Origin of the sequence: Paenibacillus sp. GYB003, from assembly GCF_036577625.1 — a bacterium.
GTDB lineage: Bacteria > Bacillota > Bacilli > Paenibacillales > NBRC-103111 > Paenibacillus_AB.
In genome coordinates this window covers 25,869-44,209 of the sequence record NZ_JARBDC010000014.1, presented here as the reverse complement: position 1 = coordinate 44,209, position 18,341 = coordinate 25,869, and the positions used below count along the sequence as shown (strand labels likewise).

General features: G+C 63.8%; 10 protein-coding genes. 3 read left to right on the top strand and 7 right to left on the bottom strand.

Translation table 11 applies throughout. The features are described from left to right. Positions 1-34 precede the first annotated feature (34 nt). On the top strand, positions 35-643 hold the full coding sequence (locus PV407_RS08445) for a TetR/AcrR family transcriptional regulator (protein WP_332089475.1): 609 nt from the start codon (positions 35-37) through the stop codon (positions 641-643). Positions 644-1,204: 561 nt separating this feature from the next. Here the strand turns inward: PV407_RS08445 and PV407_RS08440 are convergent. The 6 genes from PV407_RS08440 to PV407_RS08415 all read right to left on the bottom strand — a co-directional run bounded on the left by PV407_RS08440 (position 1,205) and on the right by PV407_RS08415 (position 12,340). After that, the gene (locus PV407_RS08440; RefSeq protein ID WP_332089474.1) at positions 1,205-2,548 is read right to left on the bottom strand and encodes an ABC transporter substrate-binding protein; all 1,344 of its coding nucleotides are present in this window, start codon (positions 2,546-2,548) and stop codon (positions 1,205-1,207) included. Between the two features lie 73 nt (positions 2,549-2,621). Further along, positions 2,622-5,111, bottom strand: a complete 2,490-nt coding sequence (locus tag PV407_RS08435; protein ID WP_332089473.1) for a glycosylhydrolase-like jelly roll fold domain-containing protein — start codon at positions 5,109-5,111, stop codon at positions 2,622-2,624. Between the two features lie 501 nt (positions 5,112-5,612). Continuing rightward, positions 5,613-8,027: a glycosyl hydrolase family 95 catalytic domain-containing protein gene (locus PV407_RS08430; RefSeq protein WP_332089472.1), complete on the bottom strand. Its 2,415-nt coding sequence runs from the start codon at positions 8,025-8,027 to the stop codon at positions 5,613-5,615. Positions 8,028-8,050: 23 nt separating this feature from the next. Beyond that, positions 8,051-9,184, bottom strand: coding sequence for a PmoA family protein (locus tag PV407_RS08425; protein ID WP_332089471.1), 1,134 nt, complete (start codon positions 9,182-9,184; stop codon positions 8,051-8,053). Between the two features lies 1 nt (position 9,185). Then, positions 9,186-10,091, bottom strand: coding sequence for a sugar phosphate isomerase/epimerase family protein (locus tag PV407_RS08420; RefSeq protein ID WP_332089469.1), 906 nt, complete (start codon positions 10,089-10,091; stop codon positions 9,186-9,188). Between the two features lie 188 nt (positions 10,092-10,279). Then, entirely contained in the window at positions 10,280-12,340 is a 2,061-nt protein-coding gene (locus PV407_RS08415; RefSeq protein WP_332089468.1) for a glycoside hydrolase family 65, read from the bottom strand. 507 nt (positions 12,341-12,847) lie between these two features. Here PV407_RS08415 and PV407_RS08410 point away from each other — a divergent pair. Then, the gene (locus tag PV407_RS08410) at positions 12,848-13,726 is read left to right on the top strand and encodes an AraC family transcriptional regulator (protein WP_332089467.1); all 879 of its coding nucleotides are present in this window, start codon (positions 12,848-12,850) and stop codon (positions 13,724-13,726) included. A gap of 107 nt (positions 13,727-13,833) precedes the next feature. Here PV407_RS08410 and PV407_RS08405 read toward each other — a convergent pair whose 3' ends face one another. Further along, entirely contained in the window at positions 13,834-15,870 is a 2,037-nt protein-coding gene (locus PV407_RS08405; protein WP_332089466.1) for a Na+/H+ antiporter, read from the bottom strand. Between the two features lie 177 nt (positions 15,871-16,047). Between PV407_RS08405 and PV407_RS08400 the strand changes: the two genes are divergently transcribed. Beyond that, entirely contained in the window at positions 16,048-18,195 is a 2,148-nt protein-coding gene (locus tag PV407_RS08400) for an ABC transporter transmembrane domain-containing protein (protein ID WP_332089465.1), read from the top strand. Positions 18,196-18,341: the final 146 nt, after the last annotated feature.

Here is an 18,341-nt window from a genome sequence, read left to right as displayed (position 1 = left end):
ATTAGGTCGCAGTTTTTTTCATGGAGGGAGCCGAATGACAACCAAAACCGATCGGCGGCAAATCAAAACGAACCGGCTGCTTCGCCGCGCGCTGTTCGAGCTGATGGAGGAAAAGCAGGCGGAGGCGATCACCGTCACCGACATCGCGAACCGCGCGAACGTGAACCGGGGCACCTTTTATTTGCATTACCGGGACGTTCCGGACATGCTGGAGAAGCTCAAGGACGAAATGCTCGGGCATTTCAAAAACACCGCCTCGAACATCGATCCCCGGGACATGATCGCCTCGGCCGCCAAAGGGGAGCCTTATCCGGTCGCCGTTGCGATATTCGAGTTCGCGATCGCCAACGCCGACTTTTTCAAGGCGATCTTCGGTCCGAACGGGGACATGTCGTTCGTCAGGGAGCTGAAGGCGTTCATGACCGGCCAGCTGTACAACAAGCTGGTCGACTTGCAGCCGCCGGACGACGATCTGCTCATCCCGCGCGATTACTTGGTCGCCTATATCGCCTCGGCCAATGTCGGCATCGTCATGCACTGGATCGAAACCGGCATGAAGCTGCCCGCCCGCGAAATGGGACAAGTGATGACGCAGCTGATGAATTACGGCCCGCTCGCCTCCGCCAAAGTAAAGAAAAAGTAGCGCCGGCCGCGCCCATGCTTGAGGGAGCCCCTAGCCGGTGCTCCCTAGCGCAGATCGGCGCGGAAACCGGTTCCGTCGTGGCACATGGCGTTCCTTCGAACGTTATTTGCACGCGAACCGGTCGCATTTTCCCGTTTCATCCGGCGCGGGCCGGCACGCGCGGGTAGCCCGGGACGGCCAAAAACCGCGCGCAAAACGCCTCCAAAACCGCCGCGCAGGCGAAGACGGAGGCGTTTTTCGGGGACGTCGCGCGACACGAAGCATCCGTGTCCGGGCAAATGCCGGGCATTCCATGGCCGAGCCCGGGGATAGCGGAAACGAATGAAAAACCGTTCCGTTACTTTTCGGCCCGCCGGCTTGAACGCGGGTCTCGGGAGTTCGCCGCCGCCGGCTGCCGCCCAGCCGGCCTATTCGCATCGTGCGACAAGCCGTTTCCCGGGAACGGCATCGTCGCGCCGGCTCGGCTCGGCGAACCGAAATGCCATGCGCGTCGCTTCCGCTGCGCCGGCCGCGGCAGGCGGCCGGGACCATCGTAACGGCAACGTCGGCCGTCCCCAGCCGTTACTGCTGCTTCGCTTCGTTGATCTTCTTCGCGGTTTCTTCCTCCGTGCTGCGGAAGACCGTGTTGTAGTCGCCGGTCAAAATGACCTTTGGAACCGCTTTCGCGTACGGCGTAAGCAGCAAGCTTTCGAATTTCGTTTTCGCCGGTATCGGCGCGAAATCGTTGTAGAACGCCGCCTGCATGTTTTTATCCTTGAACGCGCTTTCCTGGCCGTACAGCTTCCGGATCGATTCGTCCTTCAGCACGGACATGATGCCCTTCTTGCTAAGCTGCTTCTGCACGTCTTCGGAGATCAAATAGTTGATGACGTTCATCGCCTGATCTTTCTGCTTGGACATGTTCGTCACCGTGAAATAGGTCGGATACGCCTGAGAGCCGATTTTCGGCTTGCCGTCGAACGTCGGCAGCGACACCATGTCCCAGTTCATGCTTTTGTATTCTTCGGGGTAGACGAAAATGATCGACGACAGCCAGGCGAACATGGCGACTTCCTTTTCTTTCAAAAACTCGTCCCGATACGGGATGACGCTTTTGTGCGCTTCCATGTATTCCTTGTAGCCCGCCGCCTTCGCCGGTCCGACGAATACGGTTTCGAACAGCTCTTTCCAGCGCGGGTCGGTGTTGATCGTCGGCGTCAATTTGTCCGGATCGACGAACGGGATCGACAGCTGGTTCATGTTCAAAATATGCGTTTGCGACGACGACAGGCCGATATACTGCTTGCCGTCGAAGCGCGTCAGCTTTTCCCCCGTCTTGATCGCCTCGGTCCACGTCATGCCGTCTTTCGGGTAAGGGACGCCGAACTTGTCGAAAATGTCCTTGTTGTAGTAAAGCACCATGTTGTTGTTGAAAACCGGGATGCCGTACACTTTCGTTTTATCGATGAGCTTGACGGAGTCGGCCACGGTCGGCTCCATTTTGGAAAAATCGATGCCGCGCGGCTTCATCAGCTCGGTCATGTCGTACTGCATGTTGTTGTCCAGCACGGTGGAGGCGAAGCTGCCGATCGAGTCCCAATAAATGTCGATCGTCTCGCCGTTCGTCAGCAGCTCCTTCAAGCCGAACTCTTTCGTTTTCTGCACGTACTTGATATTGTACTTCGGAAACTTTTGTTTGAGCGCGTCGCCGAACCTTTCGTTCCAGCTTTCCACGGAGTCCCCGCTGTTCGAATAGACGACCAGATTGGCCGCTTCATCCTCCTTGAGCGACGCGTTCGTCGACCCGCCCGGGTTTTGCGTCCCGGTTCCGGCTCCTTCTTTGTCTCCTCCGGCGCAGGCCGTTACGAACACCATGCTTACCCCGAGCGATGCGGCGAGCAGTTTGATTTTTCCATTCGCTTTCATCGATAAACCTCCCCCAATTTGAAAATCGTTTAGCGGACCCGTCCCGAGCGCAATGCCCGGGATCCGATCCGTTCTACCCCAGCAGAAGCTTGACCGGACCGACCAAGCCGGACGGTACGCCGGCGCCGTCGTACCGGTTCGCCAAACTGTTCGTGACGGCCACTTCCAGCTCGTTGCGGCCTTTTGCGGCATAAGGACGGATGTCGAGGACGTACGGGGCCCACATGACGACGCCCGCCGGACGCCCGTTCACCGTCACCTCGGCCAATTCGTGAACGTCCCCGAGATCGAGCAGCAAAACGTCCGCCGTCTCCGGATCGTCCAGCTCGAAGGCGACGGTATAGACCGCCGTGCCCGACACGCCGCGCAGCTCCGGCAGCTCGTTCCACGGACCGAGCCCCGCGGGCCGGATCGGAAAGCCGTCCGCCCGGACGGTCCAGCCTTCGGCAAGCGGCAGCTCGCGCAGCGTCCGCGTCGGCCTTTGCGGCGGCGCAGGCGGCTCCGCGGCGCGTTCCGCCTCGCCATCCGCCGCGGCGCGAGGGTCGAGCATGAAGATGACGCTTTGCCTGCGTTCGAGCTCGAGACGGAGCGCCGTCCCCCCCTTCGTCCTTCGCGCTTGCGCCGGCCCCGTCTCTCCCGTCCATGCGTCCCAGCGCTCCGCGCGGCCGGGCAAGGACGTGACGACGGAGCCTTCGTAGCGGTCCTCGCCCTCGTTGACGAGAACGATGAAATGGCGCTCCTCCTTCACGATCGTACTGGCGCGAATATCGCGGCACGGCGGATCGAGACGAAGCGGCCCGCGCACGCGGCCGTCGAGTGCCTCGACGATGCCGGACGGCTCCGCCAGGCTCAGCGTGCGGGGCATCGCTTCGCAGCCCGACGCCGCGCCATCATCCCAGACGAGAACGGTTCCCCCGCCATCCCGAAACCGCCGCACGGCTTCGATCGTCGCTTCCTGCCAGACGCCGCCGTTCTCGACGACAAGAACGGCATACGTTTGATCGGCGATGCGGAGCGTCCCGTTCCGCTCCGGGCAGGAGGCGGCCAGCAAGCTTTCCTCCAAATAGTTGAACTCGATCTGATGCTCGTAAAGCGGTTTCGCGATCTGCCACGGCAGCCAGTTGTCCCGGCACAGGACGGCGATCGGCGTCTCGTTCCGGCTGTCCGTCATGAGCCAGCTCATCCGCTTCACGTAGGCGGCGAACGCTCCGTAATGCGGCCACCAAATGTTGTTCGGGCCGACGTCCGGCGGACGCTCGTTGTAGCGGAGCGGCCCGTCCACGGAGTAGTAAAAGGCGTGCGGGACGATCATATTGACGCCGCGGACGAACAGCCAGTCCAGGTACCATTTCATGTCGCCGGCGGTCAAATGCCAGCCGTTCCCGATGCCGCAAACGCCGAGAACCTCGTTCAGGTTTCTGCGCCGGCCCCGGTGTCTGGCCGCGTCGGAGGAGCATTTGGCCATCGTGCTGTGCCGCCCTTCGAGCGCCTTGCCGTCTTCCGGCGCGACCCAGCGCCAAACGACGTCCTGGCCGGGAATGTGGAAATAATCGAGCAGGCCGATATCGTCGCTCGCTTCCGGGTGTCCCGTCAGGGCGATTCCGCGGCGCGCGCACCAATCGGCGAGCGGCTTGTAGTAGGCGGCGGCCAGCCGCTTGCGCACGGCCGCGCGGTACTTCGAGCGGACGACGGCGGCCCGCTCCCCTTCGAGCCACAGCAGCGGCAGATCGGTTAACCGGTTTCCTTCGCCGGCGAAATCGTCGAGAAAGCCTCCGCTCCACGGCACAAGCCCTTTTTGGTGCCGGCGTCCCAATATGTGCGGTTCGTCCGTGAAAATCGCCCGGATCGTCCCGCCGAAATAGCGGGCCAGCCGTTCGTAGTACGCCTCGTGCGTCAGCCGGATAAATTTGGCGGTCGCATCCGGGTTCAGCAAATCGGCGGAAGCGGGGGCGTTCGGCTCGCCGTCGTCTTCCCCGACGTGAACGCCGCGAATCGTCCCTTTCGAAAACGCTTCCACGAACAGCAGGATCGACCAATCGCCGGAGGCCGGCGGAACGAAGGCGACGACCCCGTCCGCGGGCTGCAGGACGACCGTCGACTGCGGATCGGCCAGCCGACCGTCCGTCAGCCGAACCGCCTGGGCGGATACGAGCGCGTCGCCCGGCCCGAGCACGGCGGCCAGCGATACCGGCTCCGTACCGTCGAAACGTTCCATTTTCAGGCCGCGGCTGGCGTATTCGGGGTTGTCTTTCACGACGAGCCCCTTCGCCGAACCGGAAGGGTACATCGCTTCGTCGTACAGGAAGACGATCATGCCGCGTCTCTCCGCTTCCCGTACGGCGGCTTCGACCAAATCCATGTAACGGTCCGACAAATACGGGATCGAATCGGGGATGCCCATGCGCGGATGGATGACGAAGCCCATGACGCCCTTTTCCGCGAAGCCGCCGATTTGCCGGACCAGCTCCTCCTCCGTCAGCGCGTCGTTCCAAAACCAGAACGGAATCGGCGTAAACTCGTCCGGCGGCGTTTGAAACCGCCGGTGTAGCGTTTGCCCGTCCATGCTCGCCCCCCCTTTATAAGTTTTTTGTTGGCGCCCGTGCGGCGGCCGCTTCGCGCGCATAGTGCTCTTTCGAGCGCTATCCCCGCTCCCGCGACCCGGGAACCGGGCCTATAGCGCTCTTTCGTGCACTATCCGCGCCTCACCGCCCCGCACCGGCGGCCGCTTCGCGCGCATAGTGCTCTTTCGAGCGCTATCCCCGCTCCCGCGACCCGGGAACCGGGCCTATAGCGCTCTTTCGCGCACTATCCGCGCCTCACCGCCCCGCACCGGCGGCCGCTTCGCGCGCATAGTGCTCTTTCGAGCGCTATCCCCGCTCCCGCGACCCGGGGACCGGACCTATAGCGCTCTTTCGCGCACTATCCGCGCCTCACCGCCCCGCACCGGCGGCCGCTTCGCGCGCATAGTGCTCTTTCGAGCGCTATCCCCGCTCCCGCGACCCGGGGACCGGGCCTATAGCGCTCTTTCGCGCACTATCCGCGCCTCACCGCCCCGCACCGGCGGCTAAGTCCAAATCCGCAGCGCGCTCCCGGCCGGGAGCCGGACGTCCAGCGCGTCGTCGCACGCTCCGTCCGCAGACGTCCCGTCCGCGCGCACAAGCCGCCAGCGGCAGCCGCCGAACGCGGGCGGAAGCTTCACGCCGACCGCCGCCTCCCGCTCGGCTCGCAGCTCGGCTTCGAACTCGCCCCGCTCCGTGTCCCACCGCATGGCGACGGTTCCGGCGCAGAAGCGCAGCCCCCGCGCCGACCCGTTCTTCCATGCGCCGGGCAGAGCGGGCAGCAGCTTGACCAGCTGCGGCGACGCGTACAGCAGCATTTCCTGCACGGCGGACACGAGGCCCATGTTCGCGTCGAGCTGCACCGGCGCCTTTTTGTCGGACAGCGTCACGCCCATGCCGCGCCAGTCGTTGTGGACCGTAAACAAATTGCCGAGCAGGCAGGAGCGGGCCAGAAGCTCCATGCACTCGAGGGCGCGGTCGCCGTTTTCCAGCCGGGCGTACAAGTTGGCCAAATGGGCGAGCGACCAGGCGGTCTGATCGCTCAGGCCGATGACGAGCCGCTTCTCGATCGCCGTGCCGAACGCTTCGAACAGCGCGCGATCGCTCTGCTTCGTAATTTCCCGTCCCGGAAAAAGCGGATAAGAGTGCGAGATGTGCCGGTGACGGTAATTGTCCTCGAAACGGTCGTCCATCCATTCCTTGACCGCCCCGTCCGCGTTGACGGCGTAAGGCGGGATGCGGCCGAGCATCGCTTCCCATTCGGCCCGCTCTTCCTCGTAGACGCCCGCCGCCCGGCTCCCCTCGATCAAATTCGCCAGCAGCTCCTTCGCGATCGCGAAGTCGAGCGTCGCGTTGATCGCGCTCGGCATCGGATGGGCGAGCGGCTTCGGGCCGCGCGGGTAAAAGTTCGCCGGCGTGTTCTCCGGCGAAACCGACGGGTAGGAGACGTAATAGCCGTCCTCCCCGATTTCGAAAAAATCTTGCAAAAACAGCGCCGCTTCGCGCATAAACGGCAGCGCCCGCTCCTTCAAAAACGCGACGTCGCCCGTAAACAGCCAGTGGTCGTAAAAATGCTGCGCCAGCCAGCCGGCCGCCCCCGTCCAGTACAAAATGACGGGCACCGTCTGGAACGGGGTGCCGACGCCCGGCGTCGTGCCGGCCGGGACGAAAATGCCGCGGCAGCCGTACAGCTTGCGGGCATTGTCGCGAAACACGTCCATCAGGTTCTCGTAATGGCGGAAAAGCGACGGCACGAGCTCGGACAAGCCGCCGACCGCGGCGTGCCAGTACATCATCTGGACGTTCTCGTTCGCCATGAAATGGCTCCACATGAGCCGGTATTCGCCGCCCCACAGTCCGTACAGCGGAAAAGGCAAACCGTCCGGCCGGGTCGCCGAAACGAACAAGTATCGGCCGTACGCCCACAGCTTTTCGGCGAGGCCCGCGGGCAGCCCTTCCCCTTCGTAGGCGTCCTGCAGCAGCTCTTCGTTCGTCCGGCCGCCGTCCCCTTCGCCGAGCCGAATGTCGGCCGACGTAAACAGCGGACGATGCAGCGCCGTATGCCGTTCCAGCAGCTCGTCGTACGTGAGCGCGACCTCGCCGAGCTCCCGCCTCAGACGCTGCCAGTCGTCCGACCGTTCGCCCCGGACGAACGTCTTCAGCAGCAGCAGCGCGCGATCCGTCCCGGATATCCGCACGGTGCCGTCCGCCGCATCGACCCGGCCGCCGTTCGGGATGACCCGGAGCACGGCGCCGAAGTCGCGCCCGTCGTCGTTCGTCGCGGCGTACGACAAAAAGCCGCCGTCCGCCACCGTTTGCGCCGATGCGGACACGCAAGCCGGGATCGAGGGCGAAGATTCCGCCATATCGTGCGGCATCAGCCCGATATCGGCCTCAATCGTTCCGCCGTGCGCGCGCAGCTCGCAGACGACCAGATCGTCCCGCCGGGAGACGAACAGCGTCCGTTCGTACGCGATGTCGGCGCTTTCCCAGCGAACGGAAACTTCCCCCGTTTCCATCTCCAGCGACCGCCGGTACCGGCGGAAACCGTCGTGCGCCGGCATCGTCACTTTCAAGTCCCCGAGCGGCAGCGGCATCTCGCGCTTCGAGTCGTACCCGCGCTCCGCCAGCGCCTCCGTCAGCATCGTTTTGGCGGCCATAAAGTCGCCGTCCCGCATCCGCTTGCGAATGTCCGGCAGCAAGCCGCCGACGTCGGGCAGCTCGCCCTTCAGCCCGCCGTGCCACAGCTCCGCATGGTTGATCAGCACCGTCTCGCTGCGGACGCCTCCATAGACGGAGATGCCGACCGTCCCGTTGCCCGAAGGAAGCGCTTCCCTCCACAAGCCGCCCCACCACGAGGACGGCCGCCTCATGACGAGGCGATGCCGATGATCCGGCCGCTCCATGTGCGTCTGCTCCATCCGTATCCTCCCCCGGTCCCGCATTAATCGGCGATCGATATTTCCGGCGGATGGATGTAATCCTGGAATTTATCCGCGACTTTGGCCGCCGCCGTATCGCCTTCGTGGAAATAGACGCGGTGCCGGTACCGGATCGACTGCCCTTTCCGGAACAGCTTGCCGCCGGCGAAATACAAATTGTTCGCGGCGAGCATGCCGTAATCGCGAACGTGCCAGTAGGTCGGGTAATCGTCGTTGTCCGGATGGTCGAAGGCGGCGATGCCCAGCGTATGGCCGCCGGCTTCGCCGTAATAGTCGCACCACGGCGCGCGGACGCCCCAGCATTCCTTCTCCCCGATCGAGCCGAAGGCGTTCACGATCGTGCCGCCGTTGTCCGCCTTCATCGACTCCGCGACCCGAATGCCGAGCGGCCCCGCTTCCTTCGTCGCCCCGAATTCGAGCCGGTCCTTGTCCGCGAACAGCTCGACGTCGAGATCGATGAACCGCCCGCCCGCCGGCGTGTTGTAAAACGTGACGGTCCGCCTTTCGGCGAGCTGGGCTTTGCCCCGCGCATTGCACCAGTTCAGGTTCGCCGTCAGCTTCGCGAATACGGGGCCGTCCGTTTTGTCCGCAAATTCGGCGATAAGCTGCTTGCCGTGTCCGTCCCGTTCGTTCCAAAAATCGGTCCCGTCGATGTCGCCGATCGCGACCCAGATCGAGCGGTGATGCGGATGCTCCCTCGTTTCGAAATCGAGCCGGGTGAAGCTGTCCCCGTACGGTCCGATAACCGGGCCGATATACGGCTTCGCCAACTGCGGATCGTAGACGAAGGAGGTGAAAAAGCGGCCGCCGATCAAGACGTCGATCCGATCGTCCTTTTCCAGCAAACGGACCGCGTCGTCCGTCTCCGCCGGCAACCCTGCTCCGCTCCCGGCATGCACCTCATAGTCGGCCGTACCGCCCGCGGACAAGCGTTCCACGATCCAACGGAGGACGATCCCGCCGTCCTCCCGCTCGCATTGCAGCTTGACCGGCTCGCCGCCCGGGCCGAGCAGAACAAGCCCGGAGGCGTCGCGGCCTTGCAGCAGCGGGGAATCCGCGGCGATCCGGTACGAAACCGGACAATAGTCGCGATGATGGCTGCCGGCGTTCAGCCGCAGCTTGAATAACAAACCCATGTCAATTCGCTCCTCGAGTCGTGATGTGCCGCAAACATTCCCGTACGTACCGCAGCGAGCCGGCGCGAGCCGCGGAGCGGTCCGCCGATGCGTCCGCGGAGAAGCATTCCGCCGATATTCGGCCCGTATAGCCGCCTTCCCGAAGCGCCCGAAGCAGCTCCGGCAGCCGGATTCCGTCCGCTTTCGCACCCGTCGGAAAGCCGCGGTCGGATTCGGCGTAATGCACGTGCGCCAGCAGCGACGCGGCGGCCGCCCGGGTGACGACCCCAAGCGGCTCCCGCTCCAGATGCATATGGTAGGCGTCGGCCAGCACGCGGATATGGGGCGAGCGCGCCCGCTCCGCAAGCCGCACCGCCTGTTCGACCGTGTTGATCAAGTTGCATTCCGCTCGGTTCAGCGGCTCGATCGCGATCGTCAGGCCATGCTCCGCGGCAATGTCGCCCGTCATCGCCAAAAAGCGCTCGACCTGCTTCATTGCCCGTTCGGCCGGAAATCCGTCCGGAACCCGTCTCGCTCCCCCGCTGCCGAACACGATAATGTCCGCGCCGACCGCCCGCGCCCGCCGTATGGCGAGCCCGACATACCGGACGAGCGCATCCTCGTCGACATCCGGCCCCGTCACCTTCAGCCCGGGCGGGATGAAGCTGTTCAGCGCCGGAATGTTCACGTTTGCATCAGCCAGCCTGCTCCGCAGCCGGCCGAACTCCGGCTCGGACAGGTCCATCAGCGAACGGACGGTCAGTTCGGCGAAGTCGTAGCCGATTCGCAGCGTTTCCATAATGCCGTTTACAAGTCCGTCGACCGGGTCGCGGCCGGCATCCGCCTCCGCGGAGCCGCCAAGCCCCGCCATAAATGATCCGGCCGTCAAGCAGCAGCCGATCGCCGGTACGCGCGTCGCTTCCGTCATGGACATCTCCCGCTCCTTCCTTCGCGGCCGATTGCGGAAAACGCTTCCTTGCCGCTCGCCGCAAAACCGTTGTCGGTCGCGGTCGTACGATCCGCGAACCCTTTTTTCTTACCTCAAATTATACCGAAACGTCATCGCTCTATATGGGGGTTACGCATCAACTTAAGGGGCTGCCGCTTCATTTTCGCTTACATGAACCGGTTCAGCCCTTCCCAGCGCACCGTCCAGCTTCCGTCGGCCGGGAAGCCCGGCGCGTCCCCGTCGGGGCCCCCCTGCCAGCCGCACGCCATCATCGCGACCGCGGTCAGCAAGCCGCCGTTGCCCGGCAAATACGCCATGAGGCCCGGCCGCTGGTAGTTGTGGCCGTTCGGCAAATACGTATTTTTCGTCACGTCCATCAGCAGCAGCTCGACGGCCCGTTTGCCGTCCCCGAGACGGGCGGCCGTCATCGCGGCCATCGGGTAGTCCCAGCCCCACGTCGTTTCCCAGCTCCAGCATTCCATGACGCGGTCCAGCGTACGGCGCATCGTTTCCGGGTCGACCGTTTTGCCGGGCAGCATGCCCAGGGCGCCGAGCATCGACGGATGGTCCGTATTCGTGCGGGTGTACGTGTCCGGGCAGTTTTCGTGCGCCAAGTAGACGCCGTCCCCTACCGGGAGCACGGACAGCTTCTCGCGGACGTCCTTCCATTTCGGATTCGCTTCGGCGCCCAGCCGCTTCGCCCACGTCTCGGCCAGCTCCAGCCCGTGCCGCCAATATTCCAGCTCGTAGGTCGGATTCCACGTATGCTCGCCCTTATGCCGTTCCTGGGCCGGAATGACCGGAGGACCGAGCACGTAACGGCCGCCCGCCGCGTCCCATTCCGCGAACGAGGCCATAAAGTCGGCCGACTCGAACACGAGCTCCCCGTACTGCCGCAGCGTTTCCTCGGTCGGATCGGCCAAGTAGCACAGCTCCGCCAACGCGATCGGGTGCGGCTGCTGCCAAATGAGCAGCGGTCCGATCGGCGACGGGCTCTGAACGCCGTCCGGCGCGACCATTTTCGGCCAGCGCGCGCCTTCGTAGCCTTGCGCTTTCGCCAGCTCCCGGGCGACCGGCAAAATGTCGCGGTACCAGCCCATGCTTTTGCGGAGAAGCTCCGCCCTGCCCCACAGCGGAAAATGAAACGCGTGCCACCAATGCATCTCGAGGTGAAATTTGCCGAACCAGCTGTTGTACAAAAGGCCCGTTTCCTGCGGAGGCACCGAGCCCGCGCAATGAATCGCCGTCAAAAATTGCGACTGCACGACGCGCCGCTCCAGCTCCGCCGCGCGCGGGTCGCGGCTGCCGGACAGCTCGACCGCCCCGCCTCCGAGCCAGAACGACTCCCAATGCTCGCGGCTTGCGGCGATGCATTCGTCCGGCGAAACGAGCGCCGGCGTCCGGTCCGCCCCGGCGAAGCCGGCCGCGAACCCGAGCCGGCTTTCCGGCCCCTTCGCCCGCAGCCGGAACGCATGCGTCCCGTCCCGCACGAGCTCGCCCTGCGATGCGCGAATCGCGACCCGATACCCGTCGTCGTCCATCGTCCGGTCGATCAGCGCGCTTCTCGGGGAAAGCAGCCGGCATTCCGTGCCGTGGGAATCCGCGTCCTCCCAGTTCAGCGCTATTGAACGGTCCCAGCTGCGCGACACCATCCCCGGCGCCGGAAAACGGATCGCGATGTCGAGCCGCCCTTCGGCGATCAACGCGCTTTCGACGACGACGCCGAACTGGTCGACGCTCGGATGGCACACCGTCCGCACCGTCACCGGAACCCCGTCGACCCGGAATCGGCTCGTCAGCACGCCGCTCCATTGGTCGAGCGTCTGCTCCGCGTCCGTAATTGCTTGCACGGTCAGCGGCTCGCCGGACGCCGACGCGAACCGGAAGCCGAACTCGCCGAGCTGCAGCCGATGCGGATTTTGCCGCAGCCAGTGAAACGCCTCCTCGCGGTCTTCGGCGCGGATCGGGTAGCCGCCGCGATCCCCGTCGCGGTACTGCATCGGAGCGTCCTTCAGGCTCCATGTCCCTCTTCCGCCCGAGCTGTGCCACGCCCACTGCGATTGGGTGCTGAGCGGCACCTCGTACTGCTCCGGGAACGACTGCATCCCCGTCAAATCGGCCGTAAAGGCGAATTCGCCGTTGCCGACCGAAAGCGGGGCCATCGGCACGATACCGCGAATCGTCGGGTTGTGCCGGGTTACGAGCGCCCGCCGGTCTATTTGCGTCATTTGTAGGCCGCCTCCTTCAGCTGCTCTTGAATGTATACGTGTTAGGACGTCGGTTTCCGCGTTTCCGGGACAGCCGTCTTACTTTTTATTATAGAGGAAAACGCTTACCATATATGGGTCTAACGCATGAAAAATATAGGGGAAATAACTCATCTTGCGGCTGCCGACGGTAGACGGACCGTTACGCCCCCGCGCCGAAAGTACGGGTTGAACGAAAAAACGTTCCGTGGTAATAATGGAATTACGCGAGCCCCGGAGCGGCGCTCCGGCCCAGCGGCCGAATCGCGGCCCGCCAAGCGCAAATAACGGCCCCAAACGTCCGGTATTTCGTCAAGCCGCGCACCGTCCGCTTCCGCTCGCGATCGCTTAGGCGCGCAGGCAACCGCTTACGCGGGACGGGGCTCAAACGGTTCGAGAAGCACGGCGTCTCTCGCCGACGGGCGCATATATGCCGCCGTTCTATGATCCGCATCGCATCAAAACCGGTTCAAGGAGGTCGCGTTACACATGCATTCTTCCGCATCGACCGTCTTCAGGTCGGAGGAACGGTTTCGTCCCGGCATGCACGTCTTCGTCAACCGGGCGTACGAGGCGTTCAAGCTGCACCAGCATACGCACGACGCCATCGAAATCAGCTACGTCACCGAAGGAACCGGCTTCCAGTACATTAACGACACGACCGTGCAGGTGAAGCAGGGAGACATTTTCGTGCTGCCGGTCGGAACGTCCCACGTCTATCGGCCCCCTTCCCCGTCGAAGGTCGGCAGCTTGGGCGTCATCAACTGCGTGTTCCGCCCGGAGGCGCTGCAATCGTGGGCCGACTTTCCGCCGGACGGCTCCGTGCTTCGGCAGGTGCTCTGCGCCCCGCAGACGATGGAGCGGCCGTGGCTGCATATTTACGATAAAGATAACGCTTTCACGGATCTGTTTTACAACCTGCTGTCCGAATACCGCCAACAGCAGCCCGGCTACGAGGTCGTCGTGCACGCGCTCTTCCTCCAGCTGTTCGCGCTGCTGTACCGCCATACGATCATGACCGGCGCGTACGAGAAGCGGAGCCCGAAAATTCAGGACGCGCTGCAGTACATCAAGCATCATTACGCCGAAAATATCGCCTTGAAGCAGGTCGCCGACCATTCCTTCCTGAGCGTCAGCCACCTGCAGCGGCTGCTGAAGCAGGTAACCGGCTCCTCCTTCACGTCGTACGTGCAGCATCTGCGCATCAAAAAATGCTGCGAGCTGCTCAAAACGACCTCGATGACCGTGCAGCAAATCGCCAACGCGGTCGGCTATCAGGACATGAAGTATTTCCACGAGCTGTTTCGCCACAAAACCGGGATGACGCCGCAGGAGTACCGGAAAAACGATGCGGGCGACATGCCTTGACGGCCCGCCCGCCCATGCATGTTTCCCGGCCCCGGTCTGCCTCCCGGACTTCCTTCCCCGTACAACCGGGAATTTCCGGGCTCCCTCCGCGAACGTCTCCCGCGCGATCAGCCGATTTCCCCCAGCTCGAACGTCGCCGCCTCCCGTTCCCGGATCATCGCCCGCAGCTTTCCGGCCGTCTCCCGCGTAATGTCGCCCTGCTCGTACAGCGACTGCACCTTGTCGCGCTCCGCCTGAATCGCCGTCCAATAGAGCTCCCTTTTCCGCTCCTCGAACTGCTTGTCGCCGCCGCGAACGGCGCGCGGAAACCGGGCCAGCCGATCGAGCACGCCGTTGTAATAGGCGATCACGTCGACGGCCTCGCGCCCGTTGTCGGTGCGGCGCACTTTTTCCATCTCGCCGATCGCCGCCTCGCACGTGCGGATTTTGATCGTCCGCAGCGCCTCGAGATCGGCTTCGGGCAGCTTCGCCAGCGCCGGCTCCTTGCCCGTAAAGCTCGCCCGCAGCTTGTCCAGAAACAGGCGCGCCATCATCAGCCACAAATGGAGCCGGTTCGCCAAAATGAGCTCGACCTGATCGAGCGTGCGGAAAAACCGGTCGGCGTGCTTCCGCTCGATCTGGCCGCTCTCCAGCATGCGCCTGGCGCACTCCCGCTCCTCGCGAAGCGCCGTCAGGCGCAGCTCCGCTTCCTTCTCGCCGGACAACGCCGCCTGCTTCCGGCCCTCCTCCTTCAGACGCAGCTCCCGGATCCGCGACTTGTAGTCCGCGATGACGGCGGCTGCCGCGGCGTCGGTCTCGTCGCCGCGCTCCCGGTGCACCGCCTGGATCGCCGCCGTCATGACGCGGATTGCCGCCTGCTTCTCCGCTTTTTTCCGGTCCGCCTCGCCCGCGGGCTGCTTTTTCTTCGACAGCAGCGGCAGCAGGACGCTCGCCGTGACGAGCGAAAACAAAATGACGGCGGCGGCGAGGAACACGATCAAGTCCCGCTGCGGAAACGGGCTGCCGTCCGCGAGCGCCAGCGGAATCGAAAACGCGCCGGCCAGCGTCACCGCCCCCCGGACGCCCGAGAACGCCGTCAATACCAGCACGCGAAGGCTGGGCGCCTCCCGCCGCCGCTTCAAGCCGAACAGGCGGCCGCCCCGGGTGAACGCATATGTCCATACGAAGCGAAGCGCGATGAGCATGGCGAAAATGATCGCCGCGTAGCCGATCACCTTTACATTGTTGAAAGCCGGATCGAGCCAGATAATGCGCGCGACCGCCGGAATTTGCAGTCCGAGTATGACGAAGACGAGGCCGTTCAGTATAAACAGCACGACCGACCACGTGCCGGTCGAGACGGCTCTCAGCTTCAGCATGGACGGCTCGGCGCGGTCGCGCTCGATCGCATGGACGATGCCCCCGGCGACGGCGGCGAGAATGCCCGACATCCCGAGCTCCTCGGCGACGATGTAGAGCAGGAACGGGGTCAACAGCTGAATGAGCATATGCATCGTCACGTCCTCCATCCCGCTTCGGCGCAGCACGACGCGCAGCCAGCCGATCAGGAAGGCGATGACCGCCCCGGCGACGAGGCCGCCTAGCGAAATGACGAGAAAGCTTCCGACCGCGTGCGGCAGCGAAAAGACGCCGGTCACCGCGGCGGCGATCGCGAATTTGAAGGCGACGAGGCCGGAAGCGTCGTTCATGAGCGCTTCCCCCTCCAGCAGCCGCATCAATCTTTTCGGCATATGGATTCTTCCGGCCAGCGCGGCGACCGCGACCGCGTCCGTAGGCGACAAAATGGCGGCCAGGCCGAAAGCCGCCGCGAGCGGGATCGACGGAATCAGGAAATGAATCGCATAGCCGACCGCGACCACGGTAACGAACACAAGCCCGACCGCCATGAACAAAATGGGCGCCCGCAGCTTCCACAGCTCGTCGCGGGGTGTATTTTTGCCGTCGTTATACAGAAGCGGCGCGATGAACAGCACGAAAAACAGCTCCGGCTCGAGCGGCACGCGAATGGCCGGCGACATCATCGCGGCGAGGCCCCCGAGCGCGATCTGGATGAGCGGAACTGGGACAAACGGAAGGAAGCGGCTGACGGCGTTGGAGACGCCGATCAGCGCGAGCAGGACGAGAACGGCCAAAAATAGTTCCACGGGCGACGGATCCTTTCGGTTCAAATTCGGCTTTTTCCAATTGTAGGATGCCCATTCGCCCCCGAAAAAAACGGTCCGCCGCATCGCTCCGGCAAACTTCCTTGCCGCAGCGGGTTTACGGAATGCCCGTTAATCGACTATGCTAGGTTTATCCTGTTTTGTCGAGGACGTGACCCGTTGACCGCACTGCGTTCGATGCTCCGATACGTTTTGGCGCATAAAGCCTTGCTCGTTCTGTTCATGGCCGGACTGCTGGTCGAATCGGCCTATACGGCGACGGCGCCTTTAAGCTTGAAATATTTTATCGATTACGCGTTTCTGCCCAAAGACGCGGCCGTATTCGGGCTGCTGTTCGCACTGCTCGTCGGCTGCGGTCTGTTGTCCGTCGTCGCCGGGGTCGCCGGCGACTATTCGCTCGCCAAGATCGGCGAGAAATCGGTGCTGCGGCTGAGAACGCAATTGTTCGGGCATATGCTGCGGCAGGGGCCGGACTTTTATCGAACGTTCGATATGGGCGCGCTGACGACGCGATTGTCCTCGGACGTCTCGTTGATCGACCGGGCCATCTCCGGCGCATTGCCGACGGCGCTGAAGAGCGGTTTTGCCGTCATCATCGGCCTCGTCCTGCTCATTCAGCTCGAATGGAGGCTGACGCTCGCCATGATCGCGGGCTCCGCGCTGCTGTTCTTGAGTCCGAGCCTGCTTCGCCGCCCGGCGGAAAAGGCGTCCGAGCAATACCGCAAGGAGCAGGACGGCTTCCTCAATACGATCGACGAAAGCTTGAAGGGCCAAAGCGTCATCAAAGGCTTTCACCTGCAGCGGCGCTTCATGGACAAAGCGGAGCGGCAGCTTCGCGCTTTATACGAATCGGGGCTTCGCGTATCGTTCCTGTTTTCGCTGCTGCAGCGCGTCCCGATGTCGGCGATGCTGCTGCTGAACGGCATTTTGATCGGTCTCGGCGGCTATATGATTTTTGCGGACGGCTGGACCGTCGGCTCCTTTATCGCGTTTTATACGATAGCGGCGGGCGTCGGACACAACGTATATGCGTTGTCGGCGCTTCTTCCGTCGCTTCTCGAGGCGGAGGTGACGTTCAAGCGGATTCGCGACGTGCTCGACTACGAAACGCCGGTCCGGGAACCGGCCGGCCCGGTCCCGCTTCGCAGCCTGAACGAACGGCTCCGGCTGGACAACGTGACGTTCGGCTATGCGCCGGGTTCCGCGGCGCTGCGGGACGTGTCGATCGACATTCCGGCCAAAGGCTACACGGCGTTCGTCGGTCCGAGCGGCTCCGGCAAAAGCACCGCCCTGCAGCTGCTGCTCCGGTTTTACGATCCGGGCCGAGGGACCGTCACGTGGGACGGCACCGATCTGCGGCAGGCCGGCGAAGCCGATTTTCGCGGCCGGACCGGAATCGTCTTTCAAGAATCGTTGCTGTTTCAGGGCACGATTCGGGACAATATCCGGTTGACGAATCCCGATGCGACCGATGCGGACGTCGAACGGGCCGCGCGGGAGGCGCGCATCCACGATACGGTGATGCGCATGCCGGACGGCTACGATACGGCGATCGACGGCTTCGGCTCCAGCTTGTCCGGGGGACAGCGGCAGCGGATCGCCATCGCGCGCGCGCTGGTTCGCAATCCGGAGCTGCTCGTTCTCGACGAAGCGACGTCGGCGCTCGATCCGGCGACGGAAGCCGAGCTGAACGACGTCATCTGGAACTACCGGGGACGAAGCACGATCGTATCGGTCACGCACCGGCTGTCTTCGGTCGTCCGGGCCGACCGTATCGTCGTCTTCCGGAACGGGGAGGTGGCCGAGACGGGCATCCATGCGGAGCTGATGGAGAAAAACGGCCTGTACCGCGCCATGTGGGACAAGCAGCAAGGCTTCCAGCTGTCCGAGGACGGCTTTCGGGCGAAGGTCGACGCGGCCCGGTTGGCGCGGCTGCCGGTTTTCGCCGACATCGACAAGGAGCAGCTGGAGCAGATCGCTCCGCTGTTCGTGACCGAAACGTACGAACGGGGACAAACGGTCATCCGGGAAAACGAGGAGGGCGACAAGCTGTACATCATCGCGCGCGGCGTCGTGGAGGTCGTCAAGGAGGCGGGCCTGCAAAGCCCGCAGCGGGTCGCCGTGCTGGACGACGGCGATCATTTCGGCGAAATCGCCCTGCTTCGTAACATTCCGAGAACGGCGACGATCGTGGCGCTGACGTCGAGCGTTTTGCTGTCGCTGAGACGCGACGAGCTGTACCGGCTGACCGCACGCTTTCCGCTGCTGCTGCAAAAGCTGGAGCGCACCGTAAACGAGCGCCTGTAAGGCGGCCGCAGCGGCCCTGAAGTCGGCGGGGCTGCGGTCGATACATTGCCCGTGAAAAAACGGCCCTGGCGCGAATCGAAGCGCTTCGGACCGTTTTTTATTATTCGCCGGTATCCTGTGCCGCCGCCCCGGGCTTAAGCGGTCGA